15 protein-coding genes are annotated in these 16,405 nt (G+C 73.1%); 4 read left to right on the forward strand and 11 right to left on the reverse strand.

From position 1 onward, the window contains the following. Positions 1 to 96: 96 nt before the first annotated feature. Both ACIQU4_RS22255 and bldG read right to left on the reverse strand, forming a co-directional pair. On the reverse strand, positions 97 to 537 hold the full coding sequence (locus tag ACIQU4_RS22255) for an ATP-binding protein (RefSeq protein ID WP_403733376.1): 441 nt from the start codon (positions 535 to 537) through the stop codon (positions 97 to 99). Positions 538 to 656: 119 nt separating this feature from the next. After that, positions 657 to 998, reverse strand: coding sequence for an anti-sigma factor antagonist BldG (gene bldG, locus ACIQU4_RS22260; protein WP_030152678.1), 342 nt, complete (start codon positions 996 to 998; stop codon positions 657 to 659). 81 nt (positions 999 to 1,079) lie between these two features. Between bldG and ACIQU4_RS22265 the strand changes: the two genes are divergently transcribed. Then, on the forward strand, positions 1,080 to 3,533 hold the full coding sequence (locus ACIQU4_RS22265) for a DEAD/DEAH box helicase (protein ID WP_403733379.1): 2,454 nt from the start codon (positions 1,080 to 1,082) through the stop codon (positions 3,531 to 3,533). Here ACIQU4_RS22265 and ACIQU4_RS22270 read toward each other — a convergent pair. The 7 genes from ACIQU4_RS22270 to ssd form a co-directional block, all read right to left on the reverse strand. After that, entirely contained in the window at positions 3,499 to 3,927 is a 429-nt protein-coding gene (locus ACIQU4_RS22270) for an Rv3654c family TadE-like protein (RefSeq protein WP_403733382.1), read from the reverse strand. The two genes, ACIQU4_RS22265 and ACIQU4_RS22270, sit on opposite strands and share 35 nt — an antisense overlap. Continuing rightward, on the reverse strand, positions 3,924 to 4,301 hold the full coding sequence (locus ACIQU4_RS22275; protein ID WP_403733385.1) for a TadE family type IV pilus minor pilin: 378 nt from the start codon (positions 4,299 to 4,301) through the stop codon (positions 3,924 to 3,926). Before ACIQU4_RS22275 ends, ACIQU4_RS22270 begins: the two co-directional genes overlap by 4 nt. Beyond that, positions 4,288 to 4,485 (reverse strand): DUF4244 domain-containing protein, encoded by a 198-nt coding sequence (locus tag ACIQU4_RS22280; RefSeq protein ID WP_403733388.1) that lies wholly within the window; start codon positions 4,483 to 4,485, stop codon positions 4,288 to 4,290. Before ACIQU4_RS22280 ends, ACIQU4_RS22275 begins: the two co-directional genes overlap by 14 nt. A 119-nt stretch (positions 4,486 to 4,604) precedes the next feature. Next, positions 4,605 to 5,381, reverse strand: coding sequence for a type II secretion system F family protein (locus ACIQU4_RS22285; RefSeq protein ID WP_403733390.1), 777 nt, complete (start codon positions 5,379 to 5,381; stop codon positions 4,605 to 4,607). Continuing rightward, on the reverse strand, positions 5,381 to 6,256 hold the full coding sequence (locus tag ACIQU4_RS22290; RefSeq protein WP_403734035.1) for a type II secretion system F family protein: 876 nt from the start codon (positions 6,254 to 6,256) through the stop codon (positions 5,381 to 5,383). The genes ACIQU4_RS22285 and ACIQU4_RS22290 overlap by 1 nt, the downstream gene beginning before the upstream one ends. Before the next feature lie 5 nt (positions 6,257 to 6,261). Further along, positions 6,262 to 7,410 carry a TadA family conjugal transfer-associated ATPase gene (locus ACIQU4_RS22295; RefSeq protein WP_403733393.1) on the reverse strand — a complete coding sequence of 383 codons (1,149 nt, stop codon included), beginning with the start codon at positions 7,408 to 7,410 and terminating at the stop codon, positions 6,262 to 6,264. Next, positions 7,407 to 8,579: a septum site-determining protein Ssd gene (gene ssd, locus ACIQU4_RS22300; protein ID WP_403734039.1), complete on the reverse strand. Its 1,173-nt coding sequence runs from the start codon at positions 8,577 to 8,579 to the stop codon at positions 7,407 to 7,409. The genes ACIQU4_RS22295 and ssd overlap by 4 nt, the downstream gene beginning before the upstream one ends. Positions 8,580 to 9,121: 542 nt before the next feature. On the opposite strand from ssd, the gene ACIQU4_RS22305 reads away from it, so the two are divergent. Beyond that, entirely contained in the window at positions 9,122 to 9,958 is an 837-nt protein-coding gene (locus ACIQU4_RS22305) for an HAD family hydrolase (RefSeq protein WP_403734041.1), read from the forward strand. A gap of 452 nt (positions 9,959 to 10,410) precedes the next feature. Here the strand turns inward: ACIQU4_RS22305 and ACIQU4_RS22310 are convergent, their stop codons facing one another. Then, the gene (locus tag ACIQU4_RS22310; RefSeq protein ID WP_403733396.1) at positions 10,411 to 11,232 is read right to left on the reverse strand and encodes an oxidoreductase; all 822 of its coding nucleotides are present in this window, start codon (positions 11,230 to 11,232) and stop codon (positions 10,411 to 10,413) included. 109 nt (positions 11,233 to 11,341) lie between these two features. Between ACIQU4_RS22310 and ACIQU4_RS22315 the strand changes: the two genes are divergently transcribed. Further along, a complete protein-coding gene (locus ACIQU4_RS22315) occupies positions 11,342 to 12,406 on the forward strand; it encodes an ATP-binding protein (protein ID WP_403733399.1) in 1,065 nt (354 codons plus the stop codon). Here the strand turns inward: ACIQU4_RS22315 and ACIQU4_RS22320 are convergent. Further along, a complete protein-coding gene (locus ACIQU4_RS22320) occupies positions 12,360 to 13,667 on the reverse strand; it encodes a hypothetical protein (protein WP_403733402.1) in 1,308 nt (435 codons plus the stop codon). The genes ACIQU4_RS22315 and ACIQU4_RS22320 overlap by 47 nt on opposite strands. A 232-nt stretch (positions 13,668 to 13,899) precedes the next feature. On the opposite strand from ACIQU4_RS22320, the gene ACIQU4_RS22325 reads away from it, so the two are divergent. After that, positions 13,900 to 16,389: a SulP family inorganic anion transporter gene (locus tag ACIQU4_RS22325; RefSeq protein ID WP_403733404.1), complete on the forward strand. Its 2,490-nt coding sequence runs from the start codon at positions 13,900 to 13,902 to the stop codon at positions 16,387 to 16,389. Positions 16,390 to 16,405: the final 16 nt, after the last annotated feature.

Consider the following 16,405-nt stretch of genomic DNA (forward strand, 5'->3'; position numbering starts at 1 on the left):
CTGATCATTGATCTAGGAAATGCCGTGGGGGTATGAAAAAAGGCCCTGCTCAGCAGGGCCTTGATGAAGATCGGAAGAATCTCCGAACCGGCGGGACTACGGGAGATCGGACCCGCCGGACACGGGCCAGCTCATCCGGATGGTCCCGCCCGCCTCCCCGCTCGTCACCTCGACGTCGTCGACGAGCCCGCTGATCACCGCGAGGCCCATCTCGTCCTCGGTGTCGGTGTCCGGGTCCAGGGCGGCGTCGATGCCGGGCACGGCGCCCTCCGGGCCGCCGGCCGGTCCGGGCACCTCGTCGCCGACCTCGATGGAGAACAGCTTCTCCTCCTCGGTCAGGACCACCCGGACGGGCGCGGTCAGCCCGTTGCTGAGATGCAGACCGACGGCGCGCGAGCACGCCTCGCCCACGGCGAGGCGGACCTCGTCGAGCACGGCTTCGTCCACGCCGACACGCCGCGCCACGGCGGCCGCGACGAGGCGGGCCGTCCGAACGTGTTCGGGCTGGGCGCTGAAGCGCAGTTCAACGGTGGCCATGCGCGTCCCCCTCGGACTACGGGCGTGCCTTACAGGGGCCCGGACCGCTGTCGGCCCGCGCCCCCGCTCCTCTTCGGGTCCCCCTGCGGCGCCTCGCGGCGCCGCAGGGGGTGAAACCGTCAGTCGGTGGCCGCGACGGCGTCTTCCACGGTCGTGTGGATCGGGAAGACCTTCGTCAGGCCTGTGATGCGGAAAATCTTCAGGATGCGCTCCTGGTTGCACACCAGACGCAGCGAGCCCTCGTGTGCACGGACGCGCTTGAGACCTCCCACGAGCACACCAAGCCCGGTGGAGTCGAGGAAGTCCACTCGCTCCATGTCGACAACCAGGTGGTAGCTGCCGTCGTTCACCAACTCGACCAACTGCTCGCGCAGCTTGGGCGCGGTATACACATCAATCTCGCCACCGACCTCCACGACCGTGCGGTCGCCGACAGTGCGAGTCGACAGGGACAGGTCCACGGATCCTCCAGCACCTTGCTATCGAGCGGCGCCCCCCAGGGGCCTCCCCACCCGTAGGCAGGGGAGGGATTGGCTGCCGCGATGGCATTCAATCACTTACCGGCAGGCGCGCACGACGCCTTCCGACCATTGTCCCGCACGCCGGTGACACACTCGGTTCCAATGGCCAATACTCACCGTCCCGGTCGGCCCACGGCACCCGAGGACCCTCGACCCACCCCCGGCACGGTTCTGGACCGGCTCTCAAGGGGGCCTTCTCGAGCTGCGCGCATCACCCATACGGAGCACTTGCCCCCTCGGGAGGGCCGTCATGCAGTCTGGCCCGACCGCATCCGAACGGATGTCGTAGCCGCGATCCGGGCAGCGGGCATCGAACATCCGTGGGAACACCAGGCCGCGGCCGCCGAGCACGCCCTGGACGGCGAGTCGGTGGTCGTCGCGACCGGCACCGCCTCGGGCAAGTCGCTGGCCTACCTCGCGCCCGTGCTCTCCGCCCTCGCGGACGGTGCGCAGGCCCCCAACGGCAGGGGTGCGACCGCCCTCTACCTGGCCCCGACCAAGGCCCTGGCGGCCGACCAGCGGCGCGCCGTACGAGAGCTGGCCGGGCCCCTGGGCAACGCGATCCGGCCCGCGGTCTACGACGGCGACACGCCGGTAGAGGAACGCGAATGGGTGCGTCAGTACGCGAACTACGTGCTCACCAACCCCGACATGCTGCACCGGGGGATCCTGCCCGCCCATCCCCGCTGGTCCTCCTTCCTGCGCGCGCTGCGCTACGTGGTCATCGACGAGTGCCACACCTACCGGGGCGTATTCGGCTCCCACGTGGCCCAGGTACTGCGCCGCCTGCGGCGGCTGTGCGCCCGCTACGGCGCCGATCCGGTCTTCCTGCTGGCCTCGGCCACAGCGAGCGACCCGGCGGCCGCCGCGTCCCGGCTGACGGGCGTGCCGGTCGTGGAGGTCGCCGACGACGCCTCCCCCCGCGGCGAGGTCGTCTTCGCCCTGTGGGAGCCGCCGCTGACCGAGCTGCGAGGTGAGAGGGGCGCCCCGGTGCGCCGTACCGCCACGGCCGAGACCGCCGACCTGCTGACCGACCTGGTCGTCCAGGGGGTCCGTACGGTCGCCTTCGTCCGCTCCCGGCGCGGCGCGGAGCTGATCTCGGTGATCGCCCAGGAGCGGCTGGCCCAGGTGGACCGGTCCCTGCCCCGGCGGGTCGCGGCCTACCGGGGCGGCTACCTGCCCGAGGAGCGCCGGGCCCTGGAGCGGGCCCTGCACTCCGGCGAGCTGCTCGGCCTGGCCGCCACCACCGCCCTGGAGCTGGGCGTGGACGTCTCAGGGCTGGACGCCGTCCTGATCACCGGGTACCCGGGCACCCGGGCCTCCCTGTGGCAGCAGGCGGGCCGGGCCGGGCGCTCGGGGCAGGGCGCCCTGGCCGTGCTGATCGCCCGGGACGACCCGCTCGACACGTACCTGGTCCACCATCCGGATGCCCTGTTCCGCCGGCCGGTGGAGGCCACGGTGCTGGATCCGGACAACCCGTACGTCCTGGCCCCGCACCTGTGCGCGGCCGCCGCCGAGCTCCCGCTGACGGAGCCGGACCTCGCCCTCTTCGGCCCGGCGGCCGCCGAGCTGATCCCGCAGCTGGAGGCCGCCAAGCTGCTGCGCCGCCGGGCCACGGCCTGGCACTGGACCCGCCGGGAGCGGGCCTCGGACCTGACCGACATCCGCGGCGGGGGCGGCCGCCCGGTGCAGATCGTCGAGGCGGCCACCGGGCGCCTGCTGGGCACCGTCGACGAGGCGGCGGCCCACACCGCCGTCCACGAAGGGGCGGTCCACCTCCACCAGGGCCGCACCTATCTGGTGAAGCAGCTGGACCTGGAGGACTCGGTGGCGCTGGTCGAGGAGTCCAATCCGCCGTTCTCGACCACCGCACGCGACACCACCTCCATCTCCGTCCTGGAGACCGAGACCGAGATCCCGTGGGGCCCGGCCCGGCTCTGCTTCGGCTCGGTCGAGGTGACCAACCAGGTCGTCTCGTACCTGCGCCGCAAACTGATCACCGGCGAGGTGCTCGGCGAGGCCAAGCTGGACCTGCCGCCGCGCACCCTGCGCACCAGGGCCGTGTGGTGGACGGTGACCGAGGACCAGCTCGACGAGGCCCGGATCAACCCGGAGATCCTCGGCGGCGCCCTGCACGCCGCCGAGCACGCCTCCATCGGCCTGCTCCCGCTGTTCGCCACCTGCGACCGCTGGGACATCGGCGGGGTCTCCGTCCCACTGCATCCCGACACCCTCCTCCCGACCGTGTTCGTCTACGACGGCCACCCCGGCGGCGCCGGCTTCGCGGAGCGGGCCTTCCACACGGCCCGCGCCTGGCTGACGGCGACCCGCGACGCGATCGCCGCCTGCGAATGCGAGGCCGGCTGCCCGTCCTGCATCCAGTCCCCCAAGTGCGGCAACGGCAACGACCCCCTCCACAAACGTGGCGCGATCCGCCTCCTCACCCGCCTGCTGTCCGAGGCCCCGCCTGCCTGAGCGCCTCGTCCGAGAACCCCGGTTCGATCAGGGTCCGGTCAGGGGTAGCCGCGGGCGGGCCCGCTCGGGCGCTGATCATCGGGGCGAAGGGGCCCGTAGCGGGACGGGCCGCCACCTCGGCCACCTCGCCCTGGACGGTGCAGGCGGTCACCGCCGCGCTCTGGGCCCCGGCGACGCGGCGGGCCGCGGCGCAGGCGGCCTCGGGGCCGTGGGTCCAGGTCGCAGCCGCCGCCAGGGCCGCCAGGTCGGCAGCCGCCGCCGCGCGGTGGCGGGCCACGACGGCCTGGCCGAGCAGCAGCACCCCGCCGAACACCGCCCCCAGCACCGTCGCCACCAGCGCGGCCCACACCGTCGCCGACCCCCGGTCCCGGTCCCGGTCCCGATCCCGGCTCATGGCGGCGGCCCCACGCTGTCCTCGGCCAGGGCCACCGCCTGGGCCCCGAGCCGCACCGGCAGCCCGCCCGGGCCCGGCGCCGGCGCCGACACCCGGACCCGCCACAGGTCCCCCTCCCGCTCCAGCCCCACCTCCGCCCCCGCCGGGGCGGCCGCCCGGGCCGCCGCCTCCGCCACGCCCGGCGGCTCCGAGCGGGCCGCCGCCCGGGCCCCGGCCCGGGCCGCGTCCACACACCGGATCTGCGCGGCCGCCGCCATCAGCGCCCACACCAGCAGCGCCGCGAAGAGCACCAGCGCGGGAATCACCAGTGCGGCCTCCGCCGTCACATATCCCCGGTCACCCGGTCCCCCGTGCTTTTTCTCAGAACGGCACATCGAGTGCCTTCCCGATGGTCGACTGAAGTGCAGTGGAGACCGCGTCACTCGTCACCACCTTGTACAGAACGGCCGCGAATGCACATGCCGCGATCGTGCCCATGGCGTATTCCGAAGTGGACATGCCCGCGTCGTTCGCACGACCGCTCATCGCCGACCACAGTCGAAACCAGATGATCCTCATGACAACCTCCTGTTGATTCGGGTTCTTGACGTGATCTCAGTGGTGATCCGAGTGGTGTTACCAGGCGCCGAGTTGAGGGCCGACCTGAGAGCCGAGTAACCGGAGTTCCTGCTGTGACTTCAGCTGGCAGAGAGAAGGCCGGAGGCCATTCCGATCACCACCGGGGCCACTCCGACCGCGAGAAACGCGGGGAGGAAACACAGCCCCACCGGAGCGGTGACGAGCACCGCCGCCCGCTGCGCCCGGGCTCCTGCCTGCCGGGCGCGGTCCTCGCGCAGGGCCGTCGCCAGGCGGGAGACCGGCTCGGCGGCCGGGGCTCCCGTCCGGGCGGCCCGCTCCAGACATTCCGCGAGCACCCGGGCGCCCGGTATCTCCGCCAACCTCCCCCACGCGGAGCCCGGTTCGCCGCCGAGCCGCAGCTCCGCCCCGGCCAGCGCCAGCCGCTCGCCGACCGGACCGCCCAGTGATTCGCCCACCACCTCGGCGGCCTCCACCGGCGCCGCACCGGCCGCGAGGCACGCAGCCAACAGATCGGCCGCGAAAGGGAGCTGGCGCTCCGCGTCCCGCGGATCCACCCCGGCCGGCGGCCGCGCCCGCCGCTGCCAGCGCCACACCCCGATCGCCGCCCCACAGCCGGCCAGCACTCCCAGCACCCCGCCGACCAGCACCCAGGCCGCCAGCAGCGCCCCCGCCGGACCCGCCCACACCGTCACCGCCGCCCGTATTGCGGGCCCGAACACCGGCCCCCGACGCTCCGGTTGCGCCGACATCAGCACGGTGATCCTGCGCCGGGCCGCCCGCGCCCGGACCCGGGCCGCCACTGCCGAAGCCGTGCACGGCACCGCCACCGCGAGGCACAACGCCATCCCCAGCCTGTGGACCACGAAACCGCCCATCACCGCTCCCCCGCCCGTACGATCCGGCGGCACCACAACAGCCCCAGCGCCTCCAGCACCCCGCCCGCCAGCAGGCAGCCCCACCCGACCGGGGTGTGCAGCAGCACGCGCAGCGGGTCCGCTCCGAGCCCGGTGCCGATCAACAGGCCGGCCAGCGGCAGCAGGGCCAGCACCACCGTGGTCGACCTGGCACCCGCCAACTGGGCCCGCAGGGACTCCTGCCGGTCCCGCTCGGCACGCAACGCCCCCTCCAGCCGGTCCAGGCCGGCCGCGAGCCCCGCGCCCCCGTCCACCGAGATCGACCAACAGGCGGCCATCCCGGCCAGTCCTTCCGCACCGGGCTCCCGCGACGCCTGCCGCAACGCCGCGGGGACGTCCCCGCCGAACGCCGCGGCGGCCAGCACCGCCGCCTCCGCCGGGCCCGGACCGCCCGGACCCGCGGCCGTCCGCCGCAGCGCCGCCGTCAGCGCCCGTCCGGGCTGGGCCCCCGACCGCAGCTCGCCCACCGCCGCTGCGCACAGCGCGATCACCCCGGCGGCCCGGGCACCCCGCTCCCGCTCCCGCTGCCGCACCCGCAGCCAGCGCCGCACCAGCGGCACCGCCGCCGCGCCCGCCACCAGCGGGATCACCGACGCGCCCAGCAGCGCGACCACGAGCCCGATCCCGAGGCAGGACCACTCCCGCCACCGCGCGGCCCGTACCCGCACCGCGATCAGCAGCCGCTCCCGGCGCACCGGACCGCGGGGCACCACGGGCCCGCCCCCGGCCAGCACCACCCGCGCCCGCCGGGACACCCGGTCTCCCCCGGCCAGCGCCCAGGCGGCCGTCCCCGCGCAGAGCACCCCGGCGAACAGCGGCACCGGCACCGCGGCCACCCCGCTCACCGCGCACCCCGCAGCAGCGGACGCAGCCGCTCCCAGCCCTGCTCCCGAGCGAAGCCCCGGGCGGACCAGCGCAGCGCCGGTACGGTGACCACCAGCCCGGCGGCGTCCCGCTCCAGCACGTGCACCTCGGCCACCCGGCGCCGCCCGGCCCGGTCCCGGACCAGATGGACCACCAGGGTCAGCGCGGCCGCCAACTGGCTGTGCAGGGCGGCCCGGTCGAGCCCGGCGGAGGTCCCGAGCGCCTCCAGCCGGGCCGGCACGTGCGCAGCGGCATTCGCATGGACCGTGCCGCATCCGCCTTCGTGACCCGTGTTCAAAGCCGCCAGGAGATCGGCCACTTCCGCGCCCCGGACCTCGCCGACGACCAGCCGGTCCGGGCGCATCCGCAGCGCCTGCCGGACCAGATCCGCCAGGGTGACCAGGCCCGCACCCTCCTGGTTGGCCGGCCGGGTCTCCAGCCGCACCACGTGCGGATGGTCGGGGCGCAGCTCGGCCGAATCCTCGGCCAGGACGATCCGCTCGCCGGGGCCGACCAGTCCGAGCAGGGCGCTGAGCAGCGTGGTCTTGCCGGTGCCGGTTCCGCCGGAGACGAGGAACGACAGCCGGGCCTCGACCATGTCCCGCAGCAGCCGCTGCCCGCCGGGCGGCAGCGTGCCCGCCTCGACCAGTTCGTCCAGCGTGAACGCCCTCGGCCGCACCACCCGCAGCGACAGGCAGGCCGAGCCGACCGCCACCGGCGGCAGCACGGCATGCAGCCGGGTGCCGTCGGGCATCCGGGCGTCCACCCAGGGCCGGGCGTCGTCCAGGCGCCGGCCCGCGACGGCGGCCAGCCGCTGGGCGAGCCTGCGCACGGCATCGGCGTCGGCGAAGGTCACCCCGGTCAGCTCCAGCCCGCCGCCGCGGTCCACCCACACCCGGTCCGGGGCGGCCACCAGGACATCGGTGACCTCCGGATCGGCGAGCAGCGCTTCCAGCGGGCCGGCGCCGACCAGCTCGGACCGCAACTCGGCAGCCACGCCCAGCACTTCCGCGTCCCCGAGCAGTCGGCCCTGCGCCCGCAGGGCCGCCGCCACCCGGGCCGGGGTCGGCTCCGCCCCGCTCTCGGCGAGCCGCTGCCGCACCGCGTCCAGGAGTACGGCGCTCATGCCGCCACCCCCTGGGCGGGGCCGAGCGCCCGCCGCCAGAAGCCGTCGCAGAAGCGGGCCAGCGCGCCCCGCCCCTGCCCGCCCGGCGGTTCTCCCTCGGCGACCCGCCCCGGGAGCCCCACCTCGACCGGCACCTCCCCGGCGAGCGGCACCCCCAGCAGCCCGGCCACCGCCTCGGCGTCGAGCCCGCCCGGACAGCGGCCCCGTACGACCACGCGGACGTCCCGAGCAACCATCCGCACGCCGGCCGCGACCCGGCCCGCGGCGGCCACCGCCCGCAACTCGCCCGGCACCACCATCAGCACCAGGTCCAGCTGGGCCAGCGCCTCGGCCACGGCTTCGTCCACCCGCCGGGGCAGGTCGACGACCACCACCCCGCCCCGGCGGCGCGCGGCGGCCAGCACCGAGCGCATCGCCGCGGGCGGCACCACCACCCGGTCCCCGCGGTCCCAGCTGAGCACCCGTAACGCGTGCAGCTCCGGCAGGGACTCCTCCAGCGCGCCGGCGCCCACCCGGCCCCGCGAGCCCGCGAAGTCCGGCCAGCGGAGCCCCTCGGCGCTCTCGCCGCCGAGCAGTACGTCCATACCGCCACCGAGCGGGTCCCCGTCGATGAGGATGGTCCGCTCCCCGGCACGGGCGGCGCGGAGGGCCAGTGCGCACGCGAGGGTGGAGGCTCCGGCCCCGCCGCTGCCGCCGATCACCCCGACGGCGAGGGCGGGTTTCCCGGCCCCTTCCACCACATCGGCGATGCGGTCGACGAGCCGGCTCTCGGCGTCGGGGAGCCGGAGCACCTCCTCGGCGCCGATCTCCACCGCCCGCTGCCAGACGAGGGGGTCGTCCAGGTCCCGGCCGATGAGCAGCACCCCACCCCGGCGCGGGGCGCCGCGCACCCGGCGGGCGGCGTCATCCCCGACGAGTACGAGCGGCGCGGACTCCCATCCGACGCCCCCGCCCGCATCCAGGGCGGCTCCGGAACCGCTTTCGCCCCTCCCGCCGCCTCCGACGCCACCGCCTCCGCTTTGCTCGGGCACCGCATGGTGCACATGCGGCTCGGCGCCCGCGGCCGCGCACAGCCGCAGCAGATCGTCGAGCAGCAGCGGGTCCTCGGTGATGATCAGCGGCCGCCCGCCACCGGGGACAGCCCCACCCAGAGCGCCCAATGGCCTGATTCCGCCTGCTTCCACGCGCTCCGGCACTTCACACGACTTCGATCCAGCCACGATCTCCGCCCCCTTCTCACTGCGAATCCCAGCACCGCGGACTTCGCGGCTGGAATCACCGTGGGGCCATCCGGAAATAGACGTGGATCTTGCTCGAAAACTGTGGACAACAGGAGCCCTGTGAATAACTCCATCACCCCAACAGGTGAGTTCAGAGCGCGGCGGAACCACTACGCAGCGTCACGAGTCTGAAGAAGTGAGGGCCTTCGGCACGCAGGGCCCACCGAGGAAGGGGGGCTGCAGGAATGGTCACTTGGGGCCGAAGGCAGGGACGCAAACCGCGTCCGGACATGCGACGACCCCCGCCGGGGGGGAGAGCGGGGGTCGTCCCCACGGTCCGACTCGGGGGGGGAGGAGCCAGACCGGGTTAGCACGGTCGCGAACGATCCGTGACTTCCATGGTGTACCCGAGAGCCTTCTCAGGCAAACCCACGCGCCACACCTTACGCCGAATGGTGGGCGCATATGCTCGGGGCGTGGAAATCCAGCCCTTGCCGCACTCGTCGCCCCGCACCGCAGCCTTCTTCGACCTGGACAAGACGGTCATTGCGAAGTCAAGCACTCTGACGTTCAGCAAGTCCTTCTACCAGGGCGGCCTCATCAACCGCCGAGCCGTGCTGCGCACCGCCTACACCCAGTTCATCTACCTGGTCGGCGGCGCCGACCACGATCAGATGGAGCGGATGCGTGAGTACCTGTCCTCCCTCTGCAAGGGGTGGAACGTCCAGCAGGTGCGGGAGATCGTCGCCGAGACCCTTCACGACCTGATCGACCCGCTGATCTACGACGAGGCCGCCTCCCTCATCGAGGCCCACCACACGGCCGGCCGCGACGTGGTGATCGTGTCGACGTCCGGCGCCGAAGTCGTCGAGCCGATCGGCGAGATGCTCGGCGCGGACCGGGTCGTCGCGACGCGCATGGTCATCGGCGAGGACGGCTGCTTCACGGGCGAGATCGGGTACTACGCGTACGGGCCGACCAAGGCCGAGGCGGTGCGGGAGCTCGCGGAGTCCGAGGGGTACGACCTCACGCGGTGCTACGCGTACAGCGACTCGGTGACGGACATCCCGATGCTGGAGGCGGTCGGGCACCCGCACGCCGTCAACCCCGACCGGGCGTTGCGGCGGGAGGCGGTGGCGCGGGAGTGGCCGGTGCTGGTGTTCAACCGGCCGGTGCGGTTGAAGCAGCGGCTGCCCGGGCTGTCCATGCCGGCGCGGCCGGCTTTGGTGGCCGCGGCGGCGGTGGGGGCGGCTGCCGCCACCGCGGGGCTGGTCTGGTACGCCAGCCGGCGGCGGGCCAGCGCGCTGGCCGCTGCCGCGTCCGCCTGACCCGGCATACGGCGCCCGCGCGCCCGCGCCTCGAACTCCGGCGGCGGGATACCCCAGCGGGGCTCGGGAGGTCGGCGTCCCGCCCGGGCGGGAATGCGCCCTGAGCTGCGGCGACGACCAATGTCCGGTTCGCCCTACGGTGTCCCGGAAAGTAAAAAAAGTGGGTAGGGGTTCCGCTTGTCAGCGAAGCGGAGTACAAAGGAGTCAACGGCCCGCGAGACCAAAGAACATCCGAGAGGATCATCTTTAACCGCAGTAAGGCCCACGGACCGAAGCATGAACGCCGAGCACCCACGCGACGTCGACCCGTCGATTACGGGCCAGCCGCACCAGGTAACGGGCAAAGCTCCCGGCCTGATGGGCAACCATCGAGGACGCTTGGTAACTGGGCGTAAATGCCAGCGGCGACACCAGAGCTAGACGGTGTCGCCGCAACCCTGTGCGGGGTCCGATTACGCCGCGCCCCGCTGCAGCGCCTCGCAGACCGCCGTCGACTCGCGGACGCCCAGCTCGATCGCGCGGCCGCAGTGCGCGATCCACGCCGCCATCCCCTCCGCCGTCCCCGAGACGTAGCCCTCGAAGGCCGCCAGGTACGCGTCCCGCCCCTGCTCCGCGTGGCCGACCTCCGCCGGGCAGATCGCCTTCGGGTCCAGGCCGCTGTTGATCAGCACGATCCGCTCCGCCGCCCGCGCGACCAGCCCGTTGTACGAGCCGAACGGACGCAGCGCCAGCAGCTCGCCGTGCACCACCGCCGACGTGATCAGCGCCGGGGCCGAGCCGCCCGCGATGATCAGTCGGGACAGGCCGTCCAGCCGGCCCGCCACCTCGTCCGCGCTCGGCAGCGGCAGGGTGATGAAGGGTTCGTCCACCGGCTCGCCCGCCAGCCGCGGCCGGCCCACCACGTCACCGTCGGCCGTCGACCCCGACGCCACCAGGTGCAGGCGCGCCAGCACCCGCAGCGGCGACTGGCGCCAGATACTCAACAGTTGCCCGGCCTCCGCCGTCAGGCGCAGCGCCGCGCCCACCGTGCGCGCCTGCGCCTCCGCCCCGAAGTCGGTGCGGCGGCGCACCTCCTCCAGCGCCCAGTCCGCCCCGGACAGCGCCGCACTGCCGCGCGCCCCGCGCAGCGCCGCCTCCGAGGTGATCTCCCCGCCGCGCCGGCGCATGACCCGGTGCCCGTAGACCCGGTCCACGGCCTTGCGTACGGAATCCACGGATTCGGCGACGCCCGGGAGCGAACCCAGGGCGGCCAGCGGGTCAGAAGCGCTACTCATAAGTAGGGAGCCTACGCACTCGACGCCCATGGCACCGACCCCTCCTTGGAGTGGTCTTCTTCACTTACCGGCACCACGCAAAGCGACCGAACCGCTACCCTTGGTGAACATGAAGATCGCTTTCGTGGGAAAGGGCGGCAGCGGCAAGACGACCCTGTCCGCCCTCTTCATCCGCCACCTCGCAGCCAATGAAGCCCCTGTCGTCGCGGTGGACGCCGACATCAACCAGCACCTGGGCGCCGCGCTCGGACTCGACGAGGACGAGGCCGCCGCGCTGCCCGCCCTGGGCGCGCACCTGCCCCTGATCAAGGAGTACCTGCGGGGCTCCAATCCGCGCATCGCCTCCGCCGCCACGATGATCAAGACCACCCCGCCCGGCGCCGGATCGCGCCTGCTGCGGGTCACCGAGGACAACCCGGTGTACGAGGCCTGCGCGCGCACGCTGATGTTCGACGGGGAGCCCGTGCGGCTGATGGCCACCGGTCCGTTCACCGAGTCGGACCTCGGGGTCGCCTGCTACCACTCCAAGGTCGGTGCGGTGGAGCTCTGCCTCAACCACCTGGTCGACGGCCCGGACGAGTACGTCGTCGTCGACATGACCGCGGGCTCCGACTCCTTCGCCTCGGGCATGTTCACCCGCTTCGACATGACCTTCCTGGTCGCGGAGCCGACCCGCAAGGGCATCTCCGTGTACCGCCAGTACAAGGACTACGCGCGGGACTTCGGGGTCGCGCTCAAGGTCATCGGCAACAAGGTGCAAGGGACGGACGACATCGAGTTCCTCCAGGACGAGGTCGGGGAGGACCTGCTCGTCACCGTCGGGCACTCCGACTGGGTACGGGCGATGGAGAAGGGCCGCCCGGCGGCGTTCGAGCTGCTCGAAGCGAGCAACCGGCTCGCCCTCCAAGCCCTCCAGGACGCGGCCGACGACTCGTACGCCGACCGCGACTGGGAGCGGTACACCGCGCAGATGGTCCACTTCCACCTGCGGAACGCGGAGAGCTGGGGGAACGCCAAGACCGGGGCCGACCTGGCTGCCCAGGTCGACCCCGACTTCGTCCTGCGGGAGGGCGTCGGCGGCGGGCCGGCGGTCCAGGACCTCGACGAGCCGGCCGCCCCCGACCTCGTCAGTCCTCGCTCGAACCCTCTTCGGCCGGCTCCGCAGCCGGCTTGACCGCGGGGGCGGCCGGCTCGGCCGGCGGCCCCGCCGTCAGGAACTTCGGCCAGCCCTCCTTGGGCGCCTCGCCGACGTCGAGACCGCGCATCCACTCCAGGACCTTCGGGTCCTGGGCGTCCAGCCAGTCGACCAGCTCGCGGAACGGCACGCAGCGGACGTCCTTCTGCGTGCACATCGACTCGATGGAGTCCTCGACGGCCTTCATGTACGTGCCGCCGTTCCAGGACTCGAAGTGGTTGCCGATGATCAGCGGCGCGCGGTTGCCCGAGTGGACCCGGTCGAAGGCCTGCTGGAGGCCCTCGCGCATCTGCTCGCCCCAGTACGCGTGCTGCGAGGGGTCGCCCTGCGTGGTCGTACCGGACTGGTTGACCAGGTAGTTGTAGTCCATGCTCAGCGTGTCGAAGGCACGGCCCGGCATGGGTACCAGCTGGAGCGGGACGTCCCAGAGCCCGTCCGTCTTCTTCGGCCAGATCTGCTTGCTGATGCCGCTGGAGTCGTAGCGGAAGCCCATGTCCTTGGCCGCCAGCATGAAGTTCTTCTGGCCTTCGAGGCAGGGGGTGCGGGCGCCGATGAGCTCCTTGTCGTAGTCGAACGGGAGCGGCTCCATGCCCTTGAGGTCCGGCGTGTTCGTCTTCCAGCTCTTGACGAACGACTTGGCCTGGTTGATCTCGCTCTTCCACTCCGGGACGGACCAGGTGCCGACGCCGCCGTCGGGGCCGCAGAAGTGGCCGTTGAAGTGGGTGCCGATCTCGTTGCCCTCCAGCCAGGCCCCGCGGACCTGCGCGGCCGTGTCCTTGACGCCCTGGAGATCGCCGAAGCCGATGTCGGAGCGGCCGGACTCGTGCTGCGGGGCCGTATAGAGGGAACGTTTCTCCTCGGGGAGCATGTACACGCCGCTGAGGAAGTACGTCATCCGGGCGTTGTACTTCTTTCCGACCTCACGGAAGTGCGAGAAGAGCTTCTGGCTGTCCTCGCCGGCCCCGTCCCACGAGAACACCACGAACTGCGGCGGCTTCTCGCCGGGCTTCAGCTTCTGCGGCTTCCGCACGTTCGGCTGCGCACCCGTGTACGCCGTCGAGCCGTCGCCGATGAGCCGGTTGACGCTCCCGGGCGCGGCTTCGGGGGCCGCCGCGCCCTTCTTGCCGTTCGGGCTCCCGGCGGACGGCTTGGCGGGTCCCGAGGTGCTGCACCCGGCGACGCCCAGCACCAGCGCCGTGGCGACCAGGCCGCCGGCGATCTTCTTCGTGGCGGCGATCATCCGTCCACCTCTCCTCGCAGTTCCATCGCGGGTCTTCCGCGCCGCAACGTCCCATGCGGTCCGCCGTGAAGATGATGTGACAAGCCGTACAAAATGCTTAATCACCCCTGAGCGCTAATTTCTAGACCATTTGCCCCCATTCCCTATCGCGATCCTTTACTCTCCATTACCTTTCATTTACTGAGTGTTGAGACTCCCGCCGCTTCATCCCTCCGCAGAGGAGACGGGACCTATGACAGCCACCTCCCCCACGGCCCACGGCGCCCCACGCAAGGGGCACCGCGCCGATCTCCATGCCGACCTCTCCGCCTCCCTGACCGTCTTCCTGATCGCCCTGCCGCTCTCCCTCGGCATCGCCCTCGCCACCGGCGCCCCGCTCCAGGCGGGCCTGGTGGCCGCGGCCGTCGGCGGGATCGTGGCCGGGCGGCTGGGCGGCACCCCCCTCCTGGTGAGCGGACCCGCGACCGGACTCACGGTCGTCACCGCCGAGTTGATCCAGCACTACGGATGGCGCACGACCTGCGCCATCACCGTGCTCGCCGGCTGCTGCCAGCTCGGGCTCGCCGCGCTGCGCACCGCCCGATCGGCACTCATGGTCAGCCCGGCCATCGTCCACGGCATGCTCGCGGGCGTCGGCGTCACGATCGCGCTGGCCCAGCTGCACATCGTCCTCGGCGGCACCCCGCAGAGCTCCGCCCTCGCCAACGTCCTGGGCCTTCCGGACCAGTTGGCGCAGCTGCATCCGGCCGCGCTCGGCGTCAGCGCCCTGACCCTGGTCGTGCTGCTCGGCTGGCCGCGGCTGCCCGGGCGGATCGGGCTCGCGCTGCGCAAGGTGCCGGCCGCGCTGGCAGCCGTGGCCACGGCCACGGCGTTCGCCGCGCTGACCGGGCTGACCCTGCCCCGGGTGGACCTGCCGTCCTGGCGCAGCCACGCCCTGCCCGAGCTGCCCGAGGGTCCCGTCCTCGGCATCATCGCGGCCGTCCTGACGGTCACCCTGGTCGGCAGTGTGGAATCCCTGCTGTCCGCGGTCGCCACCGACAAGCTGATCGCCTCGCAGCGGCGTACGGGCAACCGCCCGCCGCGCGCCGACCTCGACCGGGAACTGCGCGGACAGGGCGCGGCGAACGTCGTCTCCGGACTGCTGGGCGGACTGCCCGTCGCGGGCGGGGCCGTCCGGAGCGTGGCCAACGTCAAGTCCGGTGCCGTCAGCCGCCGGTCGGTCATGCTGCACGGACTCTGGATCCTGCTCGCGGCCGCCCTTCTCGTCCCGGTCCTCGACCTGATCCCGCTCGCCGCGCTGGCCGCCCTGGTGATGGCGCTGGGCGTGCAAATGGTCAGCGCCACGCATCTGCGTACGGTCACCCGGCACCGCGAGATCGCGGTGTACGTGACGACGATCGCGGCAGTGGTGCTGGGCGGGGTGCTGGAGGGGGTCGCCATCGGCATCGCGGTGGCGGTCGCGATCGCCCTGCACCGGCTGGCCCGGACCCGGATCACGGTGGAGGTGCTGGACGGGGTCCACCGGGTGTGGGCACGCGGGCAGTTGACCTTCCTCGCGGTGCCGCGGCTGAGCCGGGTGCTGAACCAGATCCCGCCCGGCGGGCGGGTGGTGGTGGAGCTGGACGGCTCGTTCATGGACCACGCGGCGTACGAGACGCTCCAGGACTGGCAGCACGCCCACCTGGTGCACGGGGGCTCGCTGGAGGTCACCGGTCGCTCCACCACCCGGATGACCGGGGCGGACCGCGTCGCCAACCGGACCCACCTGGCGCACCAGGGATCCCGGGCCGACCGCGTAGAGCAGCGCTCCCACCGCGGGGGCCATCGCGGCGGGCACCAGTGCTGCCGCCCCTGGACCCCGTGGATGAACCACTGCGACCACCGGCCGGCAGCAGAGCCAACGATCCCCGGCGCGGCCGCGGCTCCCGACGCGCTGGAGGCCCTGGAGGCGGCGGCCCCGACCCCGGCCCCGCGCCGCCGCGGCGCCGGCCAACTGGCCAGCGGCATCAGCGCCTTCCAGCGGGACACCGCGCCGCACGTCCGCGAGGAGCTGGCCCGGCTGGCCCGGGAGGGGCAGCGGCCCTCGCAGCTCTTCCTGACCTGCGCGGACTCCCGCCTGGTCACCAGCATGATCACGGCCAGCGGCCCCGGCGACCTGTTCACGGTCCGCAACGTCGGCAACCTGATCCCCCTGCCGGGCGCCGAGGCCACGGACGACTCGGTCGCGGCGGCCATCGAGTACGCGGTGGACGTGCTCAAGGTGGACAGCATCACGGTGTGCGGGCACTCGGGCTGCGGGGCCATGCAGGCGCTGCTGAACTCCACGCCCGGGGCCCCGATGACCCCGCTTCGCCGGTGGCTGCGGCACGGGCTGCCCAGCCTGGAGCGGATGGCCAGCCGCCACCACGCCTGGGCCCGGATCGCGGGCCGGCTCCCGGCGGATGCCGTGGAGCAGCTGTGCCTGACCAATGTGGTGCAGCAGCTGGAGCACCTGAGGGCGCACGAGTCGGTGGCCCGGCGGCTCGCGGAGGGCACGCTGGAGCTGCACGGGATGTACTTCCACGTGGGCGAGGCCCAGGCGTACCTGCTGTCGGAAGGCGAGGACTTCTTCGACTGCCGGGTCTTCGACAGCGTGGGGCACCAGGCCGGACAGCACGCCGAACAGCATGTCGGACACCCCGCCGTACACCCCGCCGGCCAGCACGTCGGGCAGCACGCCTGAAAGATGACCGGATGAT

The sequence above is a fragment of the Streptomyces sp. NPDC090741 genome, from assembly GCF_044769045.1.
Classification (GTDB): Bacteria; Actinomycetota; Actinomycetes; order Streptomycetales; family Streptomycetaceae; genus Streptomyces.